This is a genomic window from Methylotenera sp. E1MeOHC1, assembly GCF_058745595.1.
Genome location: NZ_CP196025.1, coordinates 570,038 through 594,686 on the forward strand (window position 1 = coordinate 570,038; position 24,649 = coordinate 594,686).

General features: G+C 45.3%; 14 protein-coding genes. 11 read left to right on the plus strand and 3 right to left on the minus strand.

What is annotated here, in order from left to right; translation table 11 throughout:
* Positions 1-31 precede the first annotated feature (31 nt).
* The gene (locus ACSSU7_RS02595) at positions 32-1,183 is read right to left on the minus strand and encodes an FIST signal transduction protein (protein ID WP_492517183.1); all 1,152 of its coding nucleotides are present in this window, start codon (positions 1,181-1,183) and stop codon (positions 32-34) included.
* Positions 1,184-1,517: 334 nt separating this feature from the next.
* On the opposite strand from ACSSU7_RS02595, the gene ACSSU7_RS02600 reads away from it, so the two are divergent.
* The 8 genes from ACSSU7_RS02600 to tilS all read left to right on the plus strand — a co-directional run bounded on the left by ACSSU7_RS02600 (position 1,518) and on the right by tilS (position 16,289).
* Positions 1,518-1,898 (plus strand): response regulator, encoded by a 381-nt coding sequence (locus ACSSU7_RS02600; protein WP_135276513.1) that lies wholly within the window; start codon positions 1,518-1,520, stop codon positions 1,896-1,898.
* Positions 1,899-1,900: 2 nt separating this feature from the next.
* On the plus strand, positions 1,901-2,266 hold the full coding sequence (locus tag ACSSU7_RS02605; RefSeq protein ID WP_492517184.1) for a response regulator: 366 nt from the start codon (positions 1,901-1,903) through the stop codon (positions 2,264-2,266).
* 85 nt (positions 2,267-2,351) lie between these two features.
* The gene (locus ACSSU7_RS02610) at positions 2,352-2,867 is read left to right on the plus strand and encodes a chemotaxis protein CheW (protein WP_492517185.1); all 516 of its coding nucleotides are present in this window, start codon (positions 2,352-2,354) and stop codon (positions 2,865-2,867) included.
* A 92-nt stretch (positions 2,868-2,959) separates the two neighbouring features.
* Positions 2,960-4,747 (plus strand): methyl-accepting chemotaxis protein, encoded by a 1,788-nt coding sequence (locus tag ACSSU7_RS02615; RefSeq protein ID WP_492517186.1) that lies wholly within the window; start codon positions 2,960-2,962, stop codon positions 4,745-4,747.
* Between the two features lie 90 nt (positions 4,748-4,837).
* Positions 4,838-10,018: a hybrid sensor histidine kinase/response regulator gene (locus ACSSU7_RS02620; protein WP_492517187.1), complete on the plus strand. Its 5,181-nt coding sequence runs from the start codon at positions 4,838-4,840 to the stop codon at positions 10,016-10,018.
* A 207-nt stretch (positions 10,019-10,225) separates the two neighbouring features.
* Positions 10,226-13,708, plus strand: coding sequence for a DNA polymerase III subunit alpha (gene dnaE / locus ACSSU7_RS02625; RefSeq protein WP_492517188.1), 3,483 nt, complete (start codon positions 10,226-10,228; stop codon positions 13,706-13,708).
* A 159-nt stretch (positions 13,709-13,867) separates the two neighbouring features.
* Positions 13,868-14,839, plus strand: coding sequence for an acetyl-CoA carboxylase carboxyltransferase subunit alpha (locus ACSSU7_RS02630; RefSeq protein ID WP_492517189.1), 972 nt, complete (start codon positions 13,868-13,870; stop codon positions 14,837-14,839).
* On the plus strand, positions 14,808-16,289 hold the full coding sequence (gene tilS, locus ACSSU7_RS02635; RefSeq protein WP_492517190.1) for a tRNA lysidine(34) synthetase TilS: 1,482 nt from the start codon (positions 14,808-14,810) through the stop codon (positions 16,287-16,289). Before ACSSU7_RS02630 ends, tilS begins: the two co-directional genes overlap by 32 nt.
* Positions 16,290-16,329: 40 nt before the next feature.
* Here tilS and ACSSU7_RS02640 read toward each other — a convergent pair whose 3' ends face one another.
* The gene (locus tag ACSSU7_RS02640; protein ID WP_492517191.1) at positions 16,330-16,974 is read right to left on the minus strand and encodes an arylesterase; all 645 of its coding nucleotides are present in this window, start codon (positions 16,972-16,974) and stop codon (positions 16,330-16,332) included.
* A 2-nt stretch (positions 16,975-16,976) separates the two neighbouring features.
* On the opposite strand from ACSSU7_RS02640, the gene ACSSU7_RS02645 reads away from it, so the two are divergent.
* On the plus strand, positions 16,977-17,663 hold the full coding sequence (locus ACSSU7_RS02645) for an ABC transporter ATP-binding protein (protein WP_492517192.1): 687 nt from the start codon (positions 16,977-16,979) through the stop codon (positions 17,661-17,663).
* Entirely contained in the window at positions 17,660-20,167 is a 2,508-nt protein-coding gene (locus ACSSU7_RS02650) for an ABC transporter permease (protein ID WP_492517193.1), read from the plus strand. Before ACSSU7_RS02645 ends, ACSSU7_RS02650 begins: the two co-directional genes overlap by 4 nt.
* Positions 20,168-20,299: 132 nt before the next feature.
* Here ACSSU7_RS02650 and ACSSU7_RS02655 read toward each other — a convergent pair whose 3' ends face one another.
* Complete coding sequence (locus ACSSU7_RS02655; RefSeq protein WP_492517194.1) at positions 20,300-22,714, minus strand: TonB-dependent receptor; 2,415 nt, start codon at positions 22,712-22,714, stop codon at positions 20,300-20,302.
* Between the two features lie 472 nt (positions 22,715-23,186).
* Here ACSSU7_RS02655 and ACSSU7_RS02660 point away from each other — a divergent pair, with 472 nt between their 5' ends.
* Positions 23,187-24,602 carry a sigma-54-dependent transcriptional regulator gene (locus ACSSU7_RS02660; protein WP_492517195.1) on the plus strand — a complete coding sequence of 472 codons (1,416 nt, stop codon included), beginning with the start codon at positions 23,187-23,189 and terminating at the stop codon, positions 24,600-24,602.
* Positions 24,603-24,649 lie beyond the last annotated feature (47 nt).

The window sequence follows — 24,649 nt, forward strand, 5'->3', positions numbered from 1 at the left end:
CACACCTGATTCATTGATTGTATGGGTTTACTTATGCCAGTAGATCTTCGCTCAAGTAACCAATCGTCATTGTTTGGTTATGCAATACGCTATCGTTAGTGTCCGGTCTTGGTGCAAATTCACCGTATGAATAAAAGCCAGTGATAGCTGTTTGATTACCTAAAATTTGCTGCACTAATTTAACTTCGTCAGCTACTAGGTCTGCCATGACACCTTTACGGCCAACACAGCTTACACAGATGGCTAAGCCGGTTTGGTTTACATTGGCATGGCTAGATACTAAATGCGCAGCATCGCCAGCGCCTTCTACTAAGCGGTCATGCGTAGATTGGCATAAACGCACGGTTTCACCTTCATCTACGTTACCGGCAAAGGTCAGGCTGTTGGTTTTAGGGTCAATGGCGAGCAAGGTACGAATCTTCTCAATATCGCGCTTGCCTTCTTCAATTACCGCAAATGGGAATTTTAAGCCGCTGCCTGGCAGCCCTTTAGCTGAGTGTGCGCCTATATACATATTGTAAAGCGGCAGCGCCGGTTTGCCATCAAGTTCCAGCACCACGTTCTTTTCAGACTTAGTCACTTTGCGTGGTGGGCCGTAAGGTTTCCAACCTCGGCCAACGCCAGTGGCCGCAATTAAACTGTTGCCATATAGGCCCACGGCAATCACCAGGCCATCAGACGCGGTGTCGTTAAATAGCTGTACGGTTTTGGTAAAATTAAAGCCATCGCCCGCCATGCCGCCCATAATTGGCGTTTCACCGAGTTCACTTTTAAAGCCTTCTAGTAACTCTGAGCCATTCACATTTAAACCATCAGAGTACACAAGCACGGCTTTTAAGCTGTCTGATTTTAATTGTTTTGCTAGCGTGACTGCGGTTTCAAATGAGTTTTGCATGCCGGTCATTTTGGTGTGGGTGACGCGCTGTACTGCCTTTTCCCATAAAATCGCGGTGATTTGCAAGCTATCATCATAAACGCCAGTAGCGGTTATTTCGCCAGAGGTAGAGCAGCCAATGATTTGTGCTGTCGGGTAACGTGCTTTTAATGTGCTTTGAAGTTTTGCTTCACTAAAGCGCTTTACTGATCCAAATACCAATACCAAGTTAGCGGATGGTAGAGGTGAAGTGGCAGCTAAATCTTTGAGCGACATTTTAGCTGTTAATGATTCTTGTCTAATTATCATGCTTATCCCTTGATGACCTGCATTGACCTTTAAAAATATTTATTACTGCGTCAAGTTTTTATTGTATTCTGACAATTGTAATGAATTGTAATAAATTGTAACTTTGTTGATTATAGATTACCCTTTAGAGTGATTGAAATAAATATTATTATTTTTTTGATTAATGTAAATAATGGTATTGCTTATTAAGACAGACTGTATATAAAATGAAATATAACAAGTGCAGAATTGATACTATAGTAGCGATGCATACAAAATAAGGAGCTTACTGGTGAGCCAGGAAAAGCCGTTTCAAGAAAAGTTGACATTAGATCAGCTCTCAACAATCAAAGTCATGGTGATAGATGATAGCAATACGATTCGTCGTAGTGCGGAGATATTTCTCAAGGCATCTGGCTGCGAAGTGATACTCGCAGAAGATGGTTTTGATGCATTGGCTAAAATATCTAACGAGCATCCCGATTTGATTTTTGTTGATATTATGATGCCCAGGCTTGATGGGTATCAGACTTGTTCTCTCATTAAAAGAAACGCCCGTTACAAGGCCACGCCTGTCATTATGCTATCTAGCAAAGATGGCTTGTTTGACCGGGCACGCGGTCGCATGGTCGGATCAGACCAATACCTTACCAAACCCTTTACCCAAGAAACACTGATAGAAGCAGTACAAATCTATGCTGCAAAGGCTAAAAGTAATCAAAAAGAGGTGGATTGAATATGGCAATACAAACTATTTTAGTCGTTGATGATTCTGCAACAGACCGTTTTTTTCTAACCGAAATGTTAGAAACAGCAGGCTACCGTGTCGTAGGGGCTGAAAGCGGCGAAGAGTGCTTAACTAAAGTGGGTGCTAATCCGCCCGATCTTGTGTTGTGTGATGTAGTGATGCCTGGCTTAACCGGTTTTCAGGTGACGCGCACGCTGACAAAAAACCCTGCAACTGCACATATTCCCGTTGTGTTGTGTACGGGTAAATCGCAGGCAACTGATTTGGCTTGGGCATTAAAAATGGGTGCTAAAGCCTGTGTTACTAAGCCTGTGGTAGAGGCGGACTTGCTGGCTATTATTAAAACGATAGAGTAATCAACTTTAAGTGGATGAGTTTAAGTTGTTAGTCATGTGTTTTCTTTATATTTTTAATGGTACTGATTAGGATTAATAATTAATCGTGGCACAAACTTCTAATTTACGTGAGTTTCAAGAGGCGATTCTTTCTAAACTGAAAGATGCTGCTAACCAAGTTGGAGGGGAGTCATCGTCCCGTTTAGGCGTTACTGTTGGCAATAAAAGATTTTTAATCAACTTGCAGGACGTGAAAGAAGTGTTGCCAGTGCCTCCAATGCAGTTGGTGCCATTTACACAGCCATGGTTTTTGGGCGTTGCTAACGTCCGTGGTAATTTATATAGCATTTCAGATTTAGCGCAGTTTATGGGGATGCCACCAACGTCTAAATCTATTAATAATCGCATTTTGTTGCTCAGTACAGAATCCACCGCGCAAGTAGCGTTACTGGTAGATAGTTTGATTGGTCTACGTAGCATTCAAGGTATGCAGCTTCAGCCTGCAGAAGGTGAGGCTGATTTTTTTAGCATGAACGTGTATAAAGATGCTGAGAGTGGAGATTGGCTGGAGCTTGATGTTGAGGCGCTGGTTCAAAATAAAAACTTTGTACAGCCAATATAATTGGTTAAGCATGAGTAAAGTATTAGGTATTGATATCTTAGTGGTTGAATAGTGGTTAAGTAAGCAAATAAATTTAGAAATCGGGGTTAACAATGGCATTAAATCTTGCAGCTATAAAAGGCCTGCCACCACAAATAGGCTCGTTGATGGGTGGGTTCTTGACGAACGTTAAGGAGAAAATTTCTAACTCGACCATCGCCAAAAAAACTAACTCTGATAGTGGTAGCATGAGTGCTGGTTACCGCCAGCTTTTCTTACAGATTGTTGCGTTTATTTTGTTTGCCTTACTGAGCTTTTGGGTAATTAATCAGGTGCGTGTGAATGGCCCTATTTATAATATTCTAGATACTTATGACCGACTAACGGCAGATACTAATCCGCCGCCAATGTTCCCGTTAGATGCTTTTGCGTCATACAACGAGGCATATGTTGCTTCTACCAGTTTTAATAACCAGAAACGTGACAATGCCTTAGCAAATGCGGCTAAAAGTGAAGCCATGTTCAAGGAGCGTTCTGAATACTGGCGTAAGAATTTAAGTAATAAAAAATTGGCTGCACCTTTGGAAGAGGTGATTAGTGCTGGTGCTAACTTTTTTGAGGTGGCAAATAAACGCTATGTTCCGGCACTACCATTAGGAACCGTAGCAGCTTCTGCGCCATTGCTAGAGCTAACAGCTGCTTTTGAAGCTTCTAAGCAGGCAGGTAATACGTTTACCCAGATGATTGCTAAAGAAAATAAATCATTGATTGAGTCGCAAACCAGTTTTATTCGATTGGTATTGGTTGGTTTGTTGTTACTAGGTTTAGTGTTGCTTGGCTTGATGTATTTTTACGGTAAGAAGCAGGCAGTGCAATCGATTACTTTAACCAGCCAGCTTGCAAAAGAAGGCCAAGAAAACCAAGAAGCGGTGCTGCAACTACTAGACGAGATGGGTGACTTGGCGGATGGCGACTTAACGGTAAAAGCGGAAGTACGCGATAATATTGCAGGGGCGATTGCTGACTCTATTAACTATACGATTGATAGTTTGCGAGACCTTGTAGTTGAGATTAACCGTGCAACTGAGCAGGTGACTTCTGCGACCTCTGTGGCGCAAGGTACTTCTGAGCAGTTGCTAACTGCCGCTGAAACACAAGCGGCACAGATTACACAAACTACACAAGCGGTTAACGACATGACCCGCTCTATTTTGCAAGTGTCTAGCAATGCGGAGCAGGCTTCTCAGGTGGCGCAGCGCTCACTAGAGGCGGCGATTCAAGGTTCACAAGCGGTACAGAACACTATTTCAGGGATGAATGAGATTCGTACCCAGATTCAGGAAACCTCTAAACGCATTAAACGCTTGGGCGAAAGCTCGCAAGAGATTAGTGAGATCGTTGAGCTGATTTCTGACATTACCGAACAAACTAACATTCTGGCGTTGAACGCGGCAATTCAAGCGGCTTCAGCTGGTGAGGCAGGACGAGGCTTTACCGTGGTTGCAGAGGAGGTTCAGCGACTTGCGGAACGTTCATCTGAGGCGACTAAACAAATTAGTGCGATTGTGAAGACGATTCAGACCGATACCCACGGTGCGGTGGCCGCGATGGAAAAATCAACCGAGGGTGTAGTTGAGGGTGCACGCGTTGCGGATGCTGCAGGACAAGCACTGAATGAGATTGAGTCTGTTACCACTAATCTTGCGCGATTGATTCAATCGATTTCTACCGCGACCAATGCACAAACAGAGTCAGCCACCACCGTGGCAAATAACATGCAGATGATTCAAGAGATTACAACACAGACCACAGAAGGTACAAAACTGACTGCTGAGTCTGTAGGTCAGCTCACATCGTTGGCGGAAGAGTTACGTGATTCAGTAGCTGGTTTTAAACTTTAAGACATGGAATATTTTGCGTAGAAGTTTAATTTTTAGCATAAGACACATAAAACGCCATGAAAAACTACACACCGAAAATGGAAGTAAATAATGCCTGAAGCATTTGATACTGGCCCATTGTCTTGGGTTAAAGATGAGATTGATCAGTCACTGAAAAAGGTGCTGGAAAGCTTTAGTGAGGTCAATCAAAACCCTAGTGAGTTCGCGAACTTGAGGTTTACCATTGCGCATCTGTATCAGGTGAGCGGTGCGCTTGATATGGTTGGCTTAGAAGGCTGCAAACGTTATTGCCACGAGCTAGAAAAACTAGCCGATAGTTTGGCAAAGCAGCAAACCGCTGTGAGCCCAGAGGTAATGGAGCATTTGATTGGCGCTGTAGAGGCGTTGTCTAAATATCTGCAAGATTTGCTAAATGGCCAGCCAGACCAACCCACTAAGCTCTATAAAACCTTAAAGCCTATCGTTGAAGCGCAAGGCGAGACCTTGGATGAGAGTGAGTTATTCTTTCCTGATGTAGATAATAGCGCACCTAAAGATTTACCTAGCAACCCGATTGAAGAGTCTTCAATCCCGATTTTTGTCTCAGAACAAAGAGCTGCTTTTCAAAAGTCTTTACTAGATTGGTTGCGCACTAAGGATGCGGTGGCACTGGATGGTATGCGCGTTGCGGTTGCTAAAGTTCAGCAGGTGCAATCTAAAAGTGCACCAAGAACACTGTGGTGGACTGCCTCCGCCTTTACTGATGCGCTGGCTCAAGAAAAAGTAGCAGATAACCCTGGTGCAAAAAAACTGTGTAGCAAGCTAGATCGTCAATTACGTAATGTAGCGATGGGGGACGGCAAAGTCCCATCTCGTTTGTTGCGAGATTTACTTTATTACGTTGCGATTAGCGACAGAAGCACAGACACTATTTCAGCAGTTAAAAATACATTTGAGTTAGATGCGGCTTTACCGTCAGAAACACAAGCAGTGGAGGCTACGAGCTCTAATGCGGCAGAGCAGGCGGCATTAGCGCAGTTGATTGCAGATATCCCAACGCTTAAAGATTTATGGTCGAGCATTAGTGTTAATGATGAGCTAGCTAGCGCGCTTGATTTGGCTACATTGGTCAATAAATTTGAACATATTCTGAATACCGTCCAGCAAGGCCTCAATCATGAGGGTGTCGTTAATTTATTTAAGGTTACGTATCAAACTGCAGAAGGCTTGCAGCATGATGATGCTAAATTAAATGATGTTGCATTTATCGAAGTTGCTGCTTCGTTGAATTTGCTGGAGTCTAGTTGCGATTATTACCAGCAGTTAGATGCAGAAGCTAATCAGAAAATTAATACACAAATCTCACGCCTGCATGCTGTCATGCGTGGCGAGACATTGGCGCCAGCTGTGGATGCATTTGCGCAGGCTCAGCATGATGCCACCTTGGTGGAAGCTGTTGCCAAACAAGTGTTGGCAGCTCTGGCGATTGTTGAAAAAGCATTAGATAGTTTCTTCAGAAACCCAGAAAACACTGCTGAGTTAGAAGAGGCCAGCAAGCCATTACAACAAATTGCCGCAGCATTTGATATGTTAGAAATGCCTGTGCCAAAATCAATTGCACAATTGAGCGTCAATTTTGTTGAGCACTTTAGAGAGCACGATAGCACAGGTCACTTATCAGTATTTGAACTGATTGCTGAAAACCTAAGTATGTTAGGTTTGTATGCGGAAGAGTTGCCAAATGTACATAGCGAGGCTGAACGTGCGTTGGCAGATGCATTGTTACGTTTAGAACAGGCAGCGGATACACTGGGGCTTACTTCGACTGGGCTTGTTTCACCAGATCTAGCCCTAACAGAGCTTAGCTCAACTGAGGATGTGTTAGCAGTCGATCTGTCAGCTATCGACTTGAATTTAAGCGATGATGCTGAGGCTGAATCAGCTCAAGCTGAAACGCTGCCAGCTAGCGCGGTGGTAAATGTTGCAGATGAGGTGTTGGATCAGGCATTTGATGCTGAGCTGCTGGATATTTTCTTGGCAGAGGCTGAAGAAGTGCTTGCTGCATTAGCGCAAAACTTACAGGCATTACGCGTTAATGCAACAGATAGCGAGGCCTTTGTTGAGGTGCGCCGTTCTTACCATACGCTCAAAGGTAGCGGGCGCACGGTTGGCCTGTTAGGCATGGGCGAAGTGGCTTGGGCTGTGGAGCATTTGCTTAATGTGGTGCTAGAGCGCAAAACCTTTCCAACGCCGGCTATTTTGGCTTTTGTAGAGAAAGTCAGTGCCGCATTTGCAAATTGGGTAGCGGAATTGCAGCAGGCGCAAAAAGTTGCCCTCAATCCAGTGCCATTTCAGCAACAAGCTGCAGCATTAATCAATGAGCTTGAGCAGGATGCTGCAACGGCGAAACCTGCCGTACAAAAAGAAGAAGTGCTGATAGGTGGTACTCGCAAGTTAAGTAAAGCATTCTTCAATATATTCCTAGGTGAGGCGCAGCAGCATTTAGAGGCATTGCTTGATGCACAGGCGGCTCTGGTGGAGAACTCTACCGATTTACCTACACCGGAAAGTTGTCGTGCTGCACATACTTTGGGCAGTAATGCGCTTACCGCCGGATTTAAAGCGATTGGTGACTTGGCTCGTGCTTTAGAGCATTGGTTGGATGAGCATCATAGTACCTGGACTGCGCAGCACATTGCGCTGTATGGCAATGTGGTTAAAGCGCTGAAAGATGGTTTGGAAAAAGCTAAAGCACTTAAAAATCCAAGATCATCACGTGCATTAATTTTAGCGCTGAGTGAATCTACCGCGGCAATGCAGGCATCTGCTGCGCAAGAAGCGGAAGCTGCCGTACTCGAAATTGAACGTGCAGAGAAGTCTAAGAAAAAATCCAAGTCAAAAGCTAATGCAACAGAAGCGCTGGTGGAAGCTGCACAAGAGGATGAGCTTGCCCAAGTTGAGCTTGCAGCAGCTAACCTTGCTCTAGTAGAGCTTCTCCAAGATGATGTTGTGCAGGCTGAGCCTGTGGCTGAGTTGCCAGTGGAACCGAGCGCATTGCTGGCAGCAGAGCAAGCGTTGCAGCGAAAAGATGCCATCGTCAACGATGAACTGTTGGCTTTGTTTGTGGAAGAAGCGCGTGAGCTTATTCCACAAATTGGTAAGGATTTAAGAGGTTGGCGCATTAATCCTAAAGAGGCTGAATATCCAGACTCCCTTCAGCGTGCATTACACACGCTGAAGGGTAGTGCGCGTATGGCCGGGCAGGCTGCGATTGGCGACAGCGTGCATGGGATGGAAGATCACGTGATTCGCGCGTTAAGGCATCAAGTAACCGTCGATGATTTTGATGCGATGTTTGTCGAGTTTGACCGTATCGGTTACATGTTAGAGGACGTGGTAGGTGATATGAGTAGCGCCGTAGTGAGCGATACTCCAGCACAAGCCAAAGTAAAAGCGGCTACCCCAAAATCAACCAGACAGAGTGAACGTAAAACCCAGTTCTTGCGTATGCGTGCCGATGTGCTAGATAGATTGATTAATGAGGCAGGTGAAGTTTCTATCATGCGTTCTCGTATGGACAGAGAAATGCAGAACTTCAAACAGTCTTCTACTGATTTGACGGATAGTATTAGCCGGTTGCGTACTTATCTGCGTGAGTTGGAAATTGAGGCAGAAACACAGCTGCAATCTCGTATGAGCTTGCTGCAAGAAGCTAATGAAACGTTTGACCCGCTAGAGTTTGACCGATTTACCCGCTTGCAAGAGCTGACCCGTATGATGGCCGAGAGCGTAAACGACGTGGCCACTATTCAACATGGTTTGTTACTGAACCTTGATCAGACCGATGCGGCATTGCAGCAGCAAAACCGCATGAACCGTGAGTTGCAGCAAGGCTTGATGACTGTGCGTATGTTGCCGTTCTCGACCATATCTGAGCGTTTGCAACGTATCGTACGCCAAACTGCCAGAGAGTTGAATAAGCGCGTAGAAATGACCATTGAAGGCGAAAGCATAGAGCTGGATCGTGGTGTGCTGGATAAAATGGGTGCGCCGTTAGAGCATTTGCTGCGTAATGCAGTTGCACACGGGCTTGAGTCTGCCAGTGAGCGCGTGAAGTTAGGTAAATCTGAAGTTGGCCATATCAAGCTAAAAGTTAGCTTAGAAAATGACGAAATTACATTGGTGATTACCGATGATGGTGCAGGTGTTAATTTAGCTAAAGTCAAACAGAAAGCTGTTGAGAAAGGTTTGTTTTGCGCAGATCAAGAAGTTTCCGACCAGGCGCTAATGACGATTATTTTTGAACCAGGGTTCTCAACTGCGGATACCGTTTCTCAAATTGCAGGGCGCGGTGTAGGCTTGGATGCAGTGCGTAGCGATATTGCCGCGCTGGGCGGTCGTATTGATGTAAGTAATGCATCCGGTTTAGGCGCAATGTTTAACATTTACTTGCCAGTGACGCTATCTGTTGCGCAAGTGGTGCTTGCACGTGTTGGTACGCAAACTTATGCAATTCCATCTGTGATGGTGGAACAGGTGCAAAAGCTTAAATCATTAGATTTAAGTGATGCCTATAACGCAAACAAAATCAGCTGGGCTGGTCGGGAGTATCCATTACATTTCTTGTCCAAACTAGTTGGTGATGTTGACCATATGGCGCAGGCACATACTTACACGCCTGTGGTCTTGCTACGCAGCGGTGCCTATCGTACGGCGCTGCATGTAGATGAGTTGATCGGTAACCAAGAGGTGGTGATGAAGCCTATGGGTACCCAGCTGTCGCATGTGCCGGGCATGATTGGTGCCACGGTGATGGGTGATGGTGCGATTATTTTGGTAATTAATCCTGTATTGCTCGCCAATAGAGAAGAGCTATCAAGTGGCACAATCAAGGTCACTAATGTGGCACCTGTGGTAGAGAAACTGAAGAAAGTTGCTTTGGTTGTGGATGACTCCCTCACGATGCGTAAAGTGCTGTCACGCGTATTAGAGCGAGATGGCTTTGAGGTGCTGACAGCCAACGATGGTATGGACGCGATTCAGAAGTTACAGCTAATATCGCCAGCGATTATTCTGACCGATATCGAAATGCCACGCATGGATGGCTTTGAGTTCTCACGTTACGTGCGGGATAACGTACAAACCTCGCATACGCCATTAATTATTATTAGCTCACGTACCGCAGAGAAGCATCGTAATGTGGCCACAGAAATTGGCGTAAATGCTTTCTTGGGTAAACCAGTGCAAGATGAGGTGCTGATCGAGCAAGTGCATGCCTTACTTAATCATTAATAGGATGTGCGCTTAAGCGCAAGTGCTGGCATGGGGCAAGGTTGTTGCGCTATGCTGTCGCCGCGCTTGTGTTGATTGTCCACCATTAAAAAGTATGATTTAGCAAGCTTTAAATCATGGGAAATATGATGCATTAAGTAATATATTTGTAGTGTTTAACATCTACATTGCCTACAACGATACTCGTCAATAAGGTAAAATTACCTTATGCTACAAACGACACCAACCCCCTCAGTTTCTCCTAGTTTTGTCCATTTGCGCTGCCATAGCGAGTATTCCATTGTGGATGGTATCGTGCGCATAGACGACTACGTCAAGCAGGCGGTGAGTGACCAAATGCCAGCACTGGCATTGACTGATTTGAGCAACTTATTCGGTGCAATCAAATTCTACAAGACCGCACGTGGTAAGGGTGTTAAGCCTATTGTCGGCTGTGATATCTGGCTAGAAAATACCGATAACCGAGAGCAACCTTCGCGTTTGCTATTATTGTGCCAGTCTCATGCCGGATACTTAACGTTATGTCATTTATTAAGTCGTGCATATCTAACCAATCAATACCGTGGCCGAGCTGAATTTAAGCGAGCTTGGTTCTCTGAAGTGGGTACTGAAGGTTTATTGCTGCTGTCTGGCGGACTTGCTGGTGATGTAGGACATGCCTGTACGCAGGGCAATTTAGTATTGGCTAAAAAGCTAGCAAATGAATGGCATCAGTTATTTCCTGAACGCTTTTATTTAGAAGTGCAGCGCATCGCTACCGATGCAAGCAAAGCAGGTGAAGAGCAGTATATCCAGCATGCTCGCCGTATTGCGCATGAGTTAAGTCTGCCTATTGTTGCTACGCACCCTATACAGTTCACCACGCCAGATGATTATCGCGCGCATGAAGCAAGAACTTGTATTGCAGAGGGCTATGTCCTTGCAGATAAAAGGCGCCCGCAGAACTTTACCACTGAGCAATATTTTAAAACGCAGGCAGATATTGCCGTGCTATTTGCCGATATGCCAGAAGCGCTTACCAATAGTGTGGAAATCGCGAAGCGTTGCAATTTAAACCTCACGCTGGGTAAAAACTATTTACCGCAGTTTCCTACCCCTAATAATGAAAGCCTGAATGATTATTTAATCTCAGAGGCACGCTTAGGTTTGGCTAAACGCTTGGAGGTGTTGTTCCCAGACGAGCAGGTGCGTAGCAGTAAACAAGATACGTATGCCGCACGCTTAGATTTTGAAACCAACGTGATTAATCAGATGGGCTTTGCCGGCTACTTCCTGATCGTGGCCGACTTTATTAACTGGGCTAAAAATAATGGCGTACCAGTAGGCCCTGGGCGGGGTTCTGGTGCAGGTTCTGTGGTTGCATATAGTTTGGGCATTACTGACCTAGATCCATTGGAATATAACTTACTGTTCGAGCGCTTCTTGAACCCAGATCGTGTTTCCATGCCTGACTTCGACATTGACTTCTGTCAGGAAGGGCGCGATCGGGTCATTGATTATGTGAAGCAAAAATACGGGATTGATGCTGTTTCACAGATTGCCACCTTCGGTACCATGGCGGCAAAGGCCGTGATTCGAGACGTTGGCCGTGTGCTGGATTTGCCATTTAACTTTGTGGATAGCATTGCAAAACTTATTCCGCTAGAGCTGGGTATTACCTTATCTGATGCACTGGAAAAAGAACCGCAACTGGCCGAGCGTCGTGCAAATGAAGAGGAAGTAAATGAGCTACTAGAGCTTGCACTGCGCTTAGAGGGTTTGGTGCGGAATATCGGTATGCATGCGGGCGGTGTGTTGATTTCTCCTAGCAAGATTGCTGACTTTTCACCCGTATACTGCCAGCCAGACGGTGCGAGCTTGGTAAGTCAGTACGACAAGGATGATGTTGAAGCAGTAGGGTTGGTGAAGTTCGACTTTTTGGGCTTACGTACGCTAACGATTTTAGACATGGCGCTGGAAAACGCGAACAAGCAACGTGCCGAGCGTGAGTTAGCGCCACTATCGTTTGAAACACTGCCGATTGATGACAAGCCCACCTTTCAGCTATTAAAAACGGCCAATACCACCGCTGTGTTCCAGCTAGAGTCGCGTGGTATGAAGGATATGCTTAAACAGGCGATGCCGGATTGCTTTGAGGATATTATTGCTTTGGTGGCATTGTACCGCCCAGGCCCAATGGATTTGATTCCAGATTATTGCCGCCGTAAGCATGGTAAGCAGCGCGTAGAGTACCCACATCCGCTTACTGAGCCAATTTTAAAAGAAACCTACGGGATTGCGGTTTACCAAGAGCAGGTGATGCAGATTGCGCAGGTGGTAGCTGGCTATAGCCTAGGCGGTGCTGACTTGCTACGTCGCGCGATGGGTAAAAAGAAAAAAGAAGAGATGGATGCCCAGCGTAAAATATTTACCGAGGGTGCGACTAAAAACAACATGACTGAGCAGCAAGCCAGTGATTTGTTTGACTTGCTGGAAAAGTTTGCTGGCTATGGTTTTAATAAGTCTCATGCTGCAGCTTATGCGCTGGTTGCTTATCATACTGCGTATCTTAAAACGCATTACCCAGCGGCGTTCTTGGCGGCCACCATGTCTGCTGATATGAATAACACAGACAGTGTACATATCTTTTATGATGATTGTGCACCGAATCAGGTTGAGGTGTTACCACCTGACGTAAATGAAAGTGAGTTCAAATTTAAACCCGTGAGTAAAAACCAAATCTTGTATGGTTTGGGCGCAATTAAAGGTACAGGTTCAGCCGCGATTGATGTGATTTTGCAAGCACGCACCAAAGATGGCCCATTTACTGGCTTATTTGATTTTTGTAGTCGTTTAGATTTGCGTAAAGTGAATAGACGCGTCATTGAATCGCTGATTCGCGCCGGCGCGTTTGATAAGCTTGAGCCTAATCGCCATGCTTTATTGGCAGGGGTCGCCTTGGCGATTAGTGCCGCTGAGCAAACTAATGCTAACAGCAATCAAAATAGTTTGTTTGGTGAGGCGTCTGACCAATCTGTGCATGTGCTGCCTAGTGTTACGCCTTGGCCGGAACAGCAGCGCCTGCAAGAAGAAAAAATCGCATTGGGCTTTTATTTTAGCGGCCATCCATATTGGTCATACCAAAAGGATCTAAGTCAGTTTATTAGTACCACGTTGGCTAACTTAGCGCCTAAAGAGCAACCGCAGCTACTGGCTGGCATTGTTTCTGGTGTGCGTAACCGGATGACTGCGCGCGGAAAAATGGCGATTGTTGGTTTGGATGATGGCACAACCAGAATTGAAGTAGTGGTTGGCAATGATTTGCTAAATCAATCTCAGCAACTGCTGAAAGATGACCAATTGGTGATTGTAGAAGGGCGCGTGAGTCACGATGAGTTCTCTGGCGGGGTGCGTGTCAATGCACGCAAACTATATGACCTTTCCGCATTAAGAAATAACCGCGCTAGCTTTTTGAAAATCATGTGTAATGGCCAGTCCGACGCGCTTAAATTAAAAACATTATTAAAACCTTATTGCGTCAGTGCATCAGATGAGGCACGTGGATGCCCGATTAAAATTGAGTATCATAATCAAACCAGCAAAGTTGAGCTGATGCTGGGGAATGATTGGCGCGTGGATTTGCATGATGAGCTGATTGCGAGTTTAAGCGAATGGTTGAGTAAGAATAATGTAAAAATCCTATATAATTAGCGCATTGTGGATATAGCTATATAAGTGGTCACGCCGCTAATAATGACGGATTTATGCAAACTGAATGCTTCTTTAATGGGCTTGCGGTTAGCGCAAACCTGCACCTGATAGCAAATTAGGCATTATAGAATCAGATTATTTGAGACAAAACATAACGATATGAAAATTACTTATTTAGATTTTGAACAGCCAATCGCTCAATTAGAAGCGAAAATTGAGAGCCTGCGTTCATCACATGATGACCACGATAATTTGGATATCTCAAAAGAATTGACAGCATTAGAGAAAAAGAACAAAAAACTGTCTGAAGATATTTATGGCAATTTAACTGCTTGGCAGATATCTCAAGTGGCACGTCATCCACAGCGCCCATATACATTAGATTATATTCAGGCGTTATTTACAGACTTTGAAGAGCTGCACGGCGACCGTGCATATGCAGACGACCCGGCAATTGTAGGTGGTATCGCTAGGTTTGAAGGCCAGCCAGTGATGGTGATTGGCCATCAAAAAGGCCGTGATATCAAAGAGCGCCAGTATCGTAATTTCGGTATGCCACGCCCTGAAGGCTACCGCAAAGCTTTGCGTTTATTCCGTCTGGCTGAAAAATTTAATATACCAATTATTACGCTGATTGATACCCCGGGTGCATATCCTGGCATTGGCGCAGAAGAGCGTGGTCAATCTGAAGCAATTGCACGTAATTTATATGTGATGGCTGAGCTTAAAACACCTATTATCGGGGTGATTATCGGTGAGGGCGGCTCTGGTGGTGCATTAGCATTAGGCGTTGTAGATCAGTTGTTGATGTTGCAATACGGCACATATTCAGTGATTTCACCAGAAGGCTGCGCTTCTATTTTATATAAGAGTGCAGATAAAGCCTCTGTGGCGGCTGAGGCTTTAGGCATCACGGCAGATAAACTCAAAACACTAGGCTTAATTGATAAGATTGTTCCAGAGCCTATGGGCGGCGCACACCGTGCACCAGAAGAGATGATGGCCTCATTAAAAGTGGCGTTAAAAGAAGAGTTAACTCGCTTTAAAGCTAAATCAATTAAAACATTATTAGTGAGCCGTTATGAGCGCTTAATGAGCTATGGCAAGTTCAAAGAAGTTGCTGAAAAGTAACGCTTCTGTCAAAAGGGCTGGTAAGCAAGCTTTAGCAAACCAGCCTGTTTCTGCTGAACTTCACCCAGTCTTATCTGAACTACGTTCTTTTTTAAGCCAACACTTATTTTTAAGTAATCGCTTAGACTCTGCTACACAGCCATCAACCCAACGATTGGCTCAAACACCCAAACTTTTGCTCGCATTAAGTGGCGGCTTAGATTCCTCTGTACTGCTACATTTATTAGCTACGCTCAAACCGCTACTCGGCTTTGAGTTGTATGCTTTACACGTGCATCATGGTTTAAGCCCTAATGCCGATGCTTGGGCTACCTTATGTGAGCAACAGTGCCAATTGTTTCATGTACCTGTCACGATTAACCACGTTAGTGTAGATACAACCAGCAAATTAGGCATTGAGGCAGCAGCGCGTTTATTGCGCTATCAAGCGTTGTTTGATGCGCGGCGTGTAATCCAAGCAGACTTTGTTGTTACCGCGCATCATCAGGATGATCAGGCGGAAACTTTGCTCTTGCAACTATTAAGAGGCGCTGGAGTAAAGGGTCTTAGCAGTATGGCTGCCGTGGACCAGACACGTAACCTGATGCGGCCGTTGCTAGGTGTGTCTAGGCAGTCACTTTATGATTATGCGATGCAGCATGGGCTTGCATGGTGTGATGACGAGAGTAATGACAATACTAGATATGAGCGTAACTTTATACGTCACGATGTAATGCCTATTTTACAGGAGCGTTATCCTAGCGTGCAGTCTGTCATCGCCAGAACAGCCTCGCACCTTGCGGAGGCGAGTGAGTTATTAGCGCAGTTAGCTGAAATGGATGCACAACACTTAGTCGCTAACGACAGCATTTGTTTGCGTGGTTTAGAGCAGTTGGGTATAGCTCGTGCTAAGAACTTATTGAGATGGTGGTTTGCACAGCATAAGCTTGCGATGCCCACATCAGATCATCTTAGCGAGATGTTGCAGCAATTGCTTAACGCTAAGCCTGATGCAGAGTTAAGCATCAACATACAGCATTACATCCTAAAGCGTTACCAGCAACGGGCTTATCTTTGTATTGACCAAGTAAACGTACCGTTTGACTTAGTGTGGAATGGCGAAGAAACTTTAACGGTGCCTAATGGTGGTTTGCTTACCTTTAAGCAAGTGCTAGGTGCTGGCTTAGCGCTTAAATTTGGCATGGCTAGGCTCAGAATTACTAACCGTAGCGGTGGCGAGCGTTTTAAGCCAGATGCTTCCAGACCAACCCGAACATTGAAGCATCTGTTGCAAGCTGCCGATATCCCGCCTTGGCAACGTGACCATTTGCCGTTGATATACTGGCAGGACAGTTTGGCATGCGTGCCAGGGGTTGGCATTGCACATGAGTTAAAAGCCGCTGAAGATGAGTTAGGGATAGAGGTTACTTGGCAACCTGCCACATTTGAAGTGCATCAATCAATGGCTTAGTGCCAATACCTTTTACTGATTCTGTGCCTATAAGCTAAGATTACTTTTTCAGTAATTGCTTTAGGTACGGCCAGATATTATCTAAAACCAATGGCTGCGCAATGGCGTTGGGGTGTAGTCCATCATCTTGAATCAGGTTAGCTTTTGCCGCGATGTTTTCTAGCATAAATGGTACGAGTGGAATGCTATGCTCCTGACTCAGTTGTACGTAACTTTGACTAAAGCGCTTTGTGTATTGCGGCCCATAATTTGGCGGAATTCTCATTCCTACTAATAATATTTTGGCGCCAGATTTTTTGCTGTGTTCAATGATAGTGTTGAGGTTGGCAGTCATTTCCTGAATAGGTAAACCACGCAGTCCGTCATTTGCCCCAAGCTCAAGAATAATAATCTTGGGTTTGGTTTGTTCAAGCGTGTGTTGAATGCGGCTAACCCCGCCACTGGTGGTTTCACCGCTGATGCTGGTATTAACGACTTTGTATTGATAGCGCTCAGCATCTAACTTTTTTTGTAGTAATGATGTCCAGCCTTGTTGTTGTGGGATGCCATACGCTGCAGATAAACTATCTCCATACACCATAATTTTTGCGTTTTCTGCAGAAACCGGGCTAGACCATGCAACGAAATTCAAAAAGAACAAACTAAGCAATACGGTTTTAAATACTAACAATAAACGGAACAACATGAATGCAACAACCTCCTATGATTCAAGCGCAAGATTTACATTACGAAATTACTAACCATGATAACCAAATTCGCATACTCAGTGGCCTAAATCTCAGCGTGGCAAAGGGCGACCAAGTCGCCATCATCGGTAGCTCCGGCTCAGGTAAATCAACATTACTCAGCATGCTTGCAGGGTTGGATATCCCAACTAGTGGAAGCGTTCAAATTAGAGGTGAGGCATTTAGCACCTTAAATGAAGACGGCCGCGCGGCAGTGCGCGCTGCAGATATGGGGTTCGTGTTTCAGTCATTCCAATTGTTGCCTGCATTGACCGCGCTTGAAAACGTTATGCTACCTCTGCAATTAAAAAGCCATCTAGCGGCAAAAAAATTAAGCTTAGAGGCTTTGGATAAAGTAGGTCTTAGTCACCGCGTAGAGCATTACCCTAAGCAACTATCTGGTGGTGAGCAGCAACGCGTGGCAATCGCGCGTGCTTTTGCAACGCAGCCGAGTATTTTGTTTGCAGATGAACCTACCGGTAATTTAGATAGCGCCACTGGGCAAATGATTATCGATTTGCTGTTTAATATGAACCAAGAGGCTGGTACTACATTGGTGTTGGTGACCCATGACATACAGCTTGCAAACCGCTGTAAGCGTCTGTTTAAGTTGGATGGTGGCGTTCTACGTGAAGTGACGCAATCATGATGCTTGCGACTAAATTAGCTTGGTCGCAGACCATTAGTCTGTGGCGAGCTGGGGCGTTAAGAGTGTTGGTGTTTGCGCTAGTATTAGCGGTTGCAGCCATCACTGCAGTGAGTTTCTTTACGCAGCGTATTGAGTCTGCCCTTAATCAGCAGGGTAGCTTGCTGATAGGTGGCGACTTGGCTGTCATTGCAGACCATCCTATCCCGCAGGCGCTAAGTGAGCCTGCAGTAATACAGAAAATTCCAACAACGCGCACCTATGAGTTTGCTAGTATGGTGATGCACGCAGAATCTAGTCAATTAGTTGAAATTAAGGCAATTGAAGCTAATTTCCCGTTACGTGGCCATTTAACGATTGGTCAACATAGCGGTGAGGTCGGGCAATCTGTGCAATCTGCCCCGCAATCCGGTGAGGTCTGGATAGAGCCACGCTTAGCCACCTTGTTGGATGTTCGGGTGGGTGACCAGCTAGAGGTAGGGGAGCGTAGTTTAGTCGTGGCGGCGATATTGTTACGTGAGCCTTCGCGCGGCGGTAATATGTTTAGCTTTGCACCTCGCCTGATGATGAACGCCTCGGATTTAGCCACTACCAAGCTGATTCAATATGGCAGCCGTGTGAAATACCAGCTGTTGCTAGCATCTACGCCAGAAAAGATTAATGATTATTCTATACAAGCTAAACCTAAATTGAGCCGAGGTGAGCGTATAGATGATGTGCGTAACGCACGACCGGAGATTAAAACAGCGTTAGATAAAGCACAGCAGTTTTTGGGCTTGTCTGCCATGGTGAGCGTGGTGTTGGCGATGGTGGCTATGTTGCTGTCTAGCCTGCCTTATATCAAGCAAAGCCTAAATACGTTTGCGTTGATGCGCTGCTTTGGCGCCCAACAAAATACGGTGTTGCAAATACTGACCATTCAAACCCTAATCATTGCGTTGCTCAGTGCATTGGTTGGCGCGTTGCTAGGCTTTTTTGCGCAGTTGGGCTTAGCGCAATTGGCGGGCAGCTTGTTTGTTGAAACACTGCCGCCCACCTCTTTAGCGCCGGTGTTGATAGGCATTTTTGCGAGTATAGGCATGATGGTTGCCGTGGTATTGCCGCATGCATGGCAAATGAGAAACCTGTCCGCAATGAATATACTGAGGCTAGATACCTTGATGCAACCATTGACTGCGCAGGCTAAGTATCTACCTGCTGCGTTGATGATGACGCTGATGATTTTCTGGCAGGCGCATGACGTGAATATTGCGCTATCTACTATTGCGGCAATGCTGGCACTGAGCCTAGTGGTGTTGGGTTTTGTTTATGTACTGACTTTTTTAGTACAGCGCTCTTTGTTGGTGACGCCCAAAACTCAGGTATTGGCATCAGTGAATCTTGGCATACAAGGCTTAAGGCGGCGACTGGGGTTATCTACTGTGCAAATGATAGGCTTTTGCATGGGTTTGATGGTGATTATGTTGCTCACGCTCATACGTGGTGATCTAATCCGTAATTGGCAGGCTTCTTTGCCTGAAGGTGCGCCGAATCGATTTGTGATTAACATTCAACCAAGCCAGATTGCTCAAGTAGATCAGTTTTTTACTGCACAGCACATTAAAGATGCAGCTATTTTCCCAATGGTACGAGCGCGCTTGGTGAGTAAAAATAAACACCTGATTCAAACAGTGGAGTGGCAAGACGAACGTGCCAAAAGGCTTGCTGAGCGGGAGTTTAATTTATCTTGGGCGGCAGAAATGCAGAGCGATAATAAGCTGATAGCTGGGCGTTGGTGGTCAAGTCAGGATGATGGCAAGTCATTGATATCGTTAGAGGAAGGTTTGGCAAAAAGTCTGAATATTAAACTTGGCGATGAGCTGCAGTTTGATGTGGCTGGTAATCCGCTAACTTTGACTGTAAGTAGCCTCAGAAAAGTAGAGTGGGATACCATGCGCGCTAACTTCTTTGCTGTGACACCACCAGGCGTGCTGGATAAATTTACTGCCAGCCATATCAGTAGTTTTCATTTGCCGATTGGCGCGGAGCAGTCACTCAATCAACTGATTAAGCAGTACCCTAATTTAACGGTGATTGATATTGCTGCCTTGATGCAGCAAGTGCGTGGCATTATGCAAAGAATGAGTCAGGCGGTTGAATACGTATTTGCTTTTAGCCTGCTTGTGGGTGTTGCAGTGTTGTATGCGGCCTTAGTTGCAACCAGAGAAGAGCGCGTGAGGGAAGCAACGCTGATGCGCGTGTTTGGCGCATCACGCCAACAGGTGAGTATCGCTTATATGACTGAGTTTGCCTGTATTGGTTTTATCTCGGCACTGGTGGCATCGATTGCAGCAAACTTTTTAGCTTATTACATTAGCGTGCGTGTGCTTAATATTCCATTTCAGTTTAATTTGAGCGTGATGCTGGTAGGCACACTTGTTGCTGCGGTCATCATTCCAACGGCAGCATGGCTGGGCTTGCGTAGTTTTTTGAATATACCACCAAGGCAATTGCTCAATAGTATTTAGTCGGTTGCTGGTAGGGTGTGTAGTTAATAGCACTTAACGCAAGCAGATATAAAAAAGGGGTTGCAGCATGCTGTAACCCCTTTTTATTAAGCCGTCATTCGTTAAAATGACCTAGCTTATTTTTACTGCTGTTTATTTACTTGCAGATGTTTTTGGGCCGCCAAATTCATAGCGAGCACCAATCCAGGCTGCACGTGGCGCACCTGGTAATAAGCCAAGTTGTTTTGACTCAGTGCCATATGTGCCATCAGCCGCAAACATGGTTTCAGCTAAACGGCCACTCACATTGTATTCACGGTCAAAAATGTTAGTGGCTTTAGCAAATGCTTTCCAGCCATTACCAATGTTGTACTGTGTATCTAAGTTAACAATGAAATAGCCGCTTACTTTACCGTTGCCTGTTGCACAGTCCTCGTTGTTATTTGCTACGCAATTTGCACTGTTAGCACGATGTTGGTTGTTCTCATTGCCCCAGACATAAGCATTAGAGAAGCCAACTACGCTGCTGCCAATGGTCCATGCTGGCGTTACCGTATATTGACCGCGCAGTTTTAACTGATGCGCAGGAATAGACGGAATACGGTCACCTGGTTTTGCGTTAATTACATGATCAATGTCTTGTGATGAATTTGATGGGCTGACAAACGATACATCTGAGTCGTAAGTAGCGCGCACGTAGCTGTATGAAGCACTCCATTTGAATTTGTCGGCATCTCCAGCTAAGCCCATATCTAGCCCTTGGCGTTTAGTTCTGCCTACGTTTTTATAGTAGCCAGCACCATTTACTGAGCCTGCTGCAGTAAATTGAATATCATCGTGGTTAACGGCTTGATATACACCAGCATTCCAACGAACATTTTCAGTGAGTAAGCCACGTGCACCAAACTCATAAGTTTTTGCTACTACTTGGTTTAATGGAGGATCATCCGCCATTGCTGAAGGTAGCAAGCATGGCGCTGCCGGGTTAGAACAGCCAAGCTCAATAGCTGTTGGTGCACGGCTAGATTCGCTGTAAGAGGTATAGAACGTTAAGTTGTCATTAGGTGTATGAGTTAGGCCTACACTTGGGTTTAAACGTGTATAGCTATCTCTTGCCGTCAAGCTGTTTGGGTTACTTAAAGAGCGGTCACCTCTTAAGGTGTCTACGTTATCAACACGGGTGAAGTTCCAGCTTGCACCGCCGGTTAAATGCCACTTGTCGTTAAGAGATAATGTGTCTGTGGCAAATAAGCGAGCAGTGTATTGCTTGCCGGTAAGGCCAGTGGTTTGTCTTTGCGGGAGTAAGCCGTCACCAGCCATGATAGGTGCTCGGCTGCCATCAAATACAGTGTCACTTAGTCCAGGTAGGCCACTGGTACCTTCATCGCCTTCACTAAAACTAGAGACGTTAATATGTTCAGATTGCTTGAAGCGCATCAGTGTGTAGTCGTAGCCAGCGCCAACCACAAATTGATTTTTCTTGCCCATCCAATCTTGGTCAAAGGTCACTTGTCCGGTCATACCGTAGGTGTCTTGTGTGGTTTTGGATGTGTTCATGACTGAACCTACATACTCTTCATCGTCCTCTAAACCATAAGCATTTGCACCTTCAAGTTCCCATAAGTCGCCATTTTTGGTATGACGGTTAGATTTTCTGTAATAGACGTTACCGGAGAACATGGTGTCTTCGTTAATCCAATGTGAGCCGTTTAATGCCAAGAAGTGCGAGTAGTTGTTAGTAAGATCTGGGCGCGTATGGATTTGATCGCGATCGCCGCTCAACAGGTTTTGAGGGGCGAAACCATTACCAATCAGGCTGTTATCTGTGCCGATATAGGTGAGGTCTAATTTCGTGGATTCATTCTGCCAGCCAAATTTACCAAATAACTGATTCAGGTGAGAAGGTGAGCTTTTTCTCCAGCCATCTTCTGTCGTGTGTTGATAGCCTAGCATGTAGTCAACTGAACCATCTTTTGATACGCCACCAGCCTCGATTAAAGCACGTTGGCGTCCCCATGAGCCAGCTTCGTACTCTAGTGCCATACCTTGATTGTCACGCCCGCTTTTTGTGTGAACTACAATTGCACCGCCTAATGTGTTTAGGCCAAATAAAGGGTTTGAACCCGGTACCATTTGCATATTGCCAATAGCAAAACTAGGAATTTTGTCCCAAAGTGTCACGTCACCAAACGGCTCGTTAACGCGTACGCCATCTACATAGGTAGATAAACCCTGAGCGTTGCCAAGTAACGATGAGGCAGAGTAGCCGCGGAAGTTGATTTCCGGCTGCCATGGGTTGCCTGACATGTCAGATACAGTAACGCCCTGCATGTTGTTTGTCATGTAATCGGCAATTGACACGCCAGATTGATTCTTAACGTCTTTTGGTGATGCCATTTGAATATTAGCGGGCACTCTGTTTAACGGTAATCCAATACCAGGCAGTGGTGTTGTTCCATACACCTCAACTTTTTTAAGGGTCATTGGCGTATCGTCTGCAAATGCTGATGTGTTTGCGAATGCAAGCATCACGGCAACAGCGCTTAGTTTCATTACTGGTTTCTTCATTTTGCTACTTTCAATAAAAAATTACATTTATCGTCATGTGATAGTGGCCCAATATATGCAATTAATATTCCATTTCGTGTCGATTTCTATGTTATTTATTTAACTATTTGAATTTTATAGAGTATGTTTTATAGCCTGCAGTAGTTGATTAGTTTTACTCATACTGATTAGTGGTTGTAAATAGCCTTGATTGGTTGTTTATAACCATAATATGGTTGTAATAAACCATATTATGGTTGAATATGTCGTGATTGAATTAATAAATTATTGAGCAAAAATTACCTGAACACATTTTAACCTTGGCTAGCTTTGTACGCTGTTGGTAATACACAGCGCATAGTTTTTATTGAAATTGGCATAGTGCGGGCTTGGTTAGCGATTAATTGAATTTCATATTAATACTGTTTGGAATGTTTCTTGCTAACGTTGACTGATAGATAACAACTTCACATTCGCATTTCAGGAGTAAGCATTGCAATTAGCGTACCTCGGCACCAACGATAACTTAGTAACAGGAAAGCAGCAGTCAAAAGTACTGATTGTTGAAGACGAAGCACTGTTTGCACGTGCAGTGGTGCGCCGCCTGCAAAAGTCCGGCTATGAGTGTGCACACGTAGAGAGCCTGCAGGATGCGCGTAATATCGTGAGGCAGTTTACGCCGGATGTGGTGTTGCTCGATATGCGCCTGCCAGATGGTAATGGCTTGGATTTGCTACCGGAGTTTGTAGCAAAAGGTGCGGTGGTGATTGTGATGACTGCGCATGGTGAAATTAGCGATGCGGTCAATGCCATGAAGCAGGGGGCGGTTGATTACCTTAAAAAGCCGATTGATCTCGAAGAGTTGCTATTGTCGATTCAAAAAGCCGAAACTGCGGCAAACCAGAGCAAGAGTTTGGATTATTCACGTCAGCGTAATGCGCATGCGTCAGAAGGGGTTGAGTTGTTGGGGGATAGCCCTGCGATGCAGAATGTGAAAATGCAGATTAAGCGCATCGCACAGCTGGTTTCACATGATAGCGTGCCTCCAACGGTACTGATTGGTGGTGAAACCGGTACCGGTAAAGATGTAGCTGCACGTTTATTGCATTTATCCTGCGCTAATAGTGAAAAACCGTTCGTGCAGGTTGATTGCGCTTCACTACCTGCTGAGTTGATGGAAAGTGAACTGTTTGGGCATGAGAAGGGCGCATTTACCGGCGCAGTTGGCGCTAGGCCTGGCTTGATTGAGGCTGCTGAAGACGGTACTCTATTCTTAGACGAGATTGGTGAATTGCCGTTAGCGCTACAAGCCAAATTGCTTAATGTACTGGAACGTCGCGTAGTTCGGCGCATTGGTTCAACCAAAGAGCGCGCTGTGCCTGCTAGGTTTGTGGCCGCGACCAATCGCAATTTGCATGAAATGTCGCAGAGCGGGCGTTTTCGGCAGGACTTATACTACAGGCTGAATATGATGAGTATCTCTATGCCGCCGTTGCGTGATCGCGGACAGGATGTCATGTTGCTAGCGCAGCATTTTGCTGCTCAAACTGCAAGGCGTTATGGCCTAACAAGCCCACATTTTACACGTGAGGCGATTAGCACTGTACAAGCTTACAGATGGCCAGGTAATGTGCGAGAGCTAAAGCATCAAGTAACGCGCGCCATGTTGCTTTGTCATAATGGTGAGTTAACGGATATAGATTTGGCATTGCCAAATACTCGTCCGGCAGAGCCAGTGCCGTTGATGTCTTTAGATTCGCATCAATCTGCTTTAGATTCAGCCGAGCGCGCGATATTGTTACAGGTGTTGGCAGAAACTAAATTTAATGTTTCTGAAGCAGCTAGAAAGCTCGGCATTACGCGCATGACGATGCGCTACCGTATGGATAAGCACCAAATCAAACCCTAGCTTATTCTAGGCTTGGCGCGCTTCAAACTTAGCATCAAAAGTTTAGT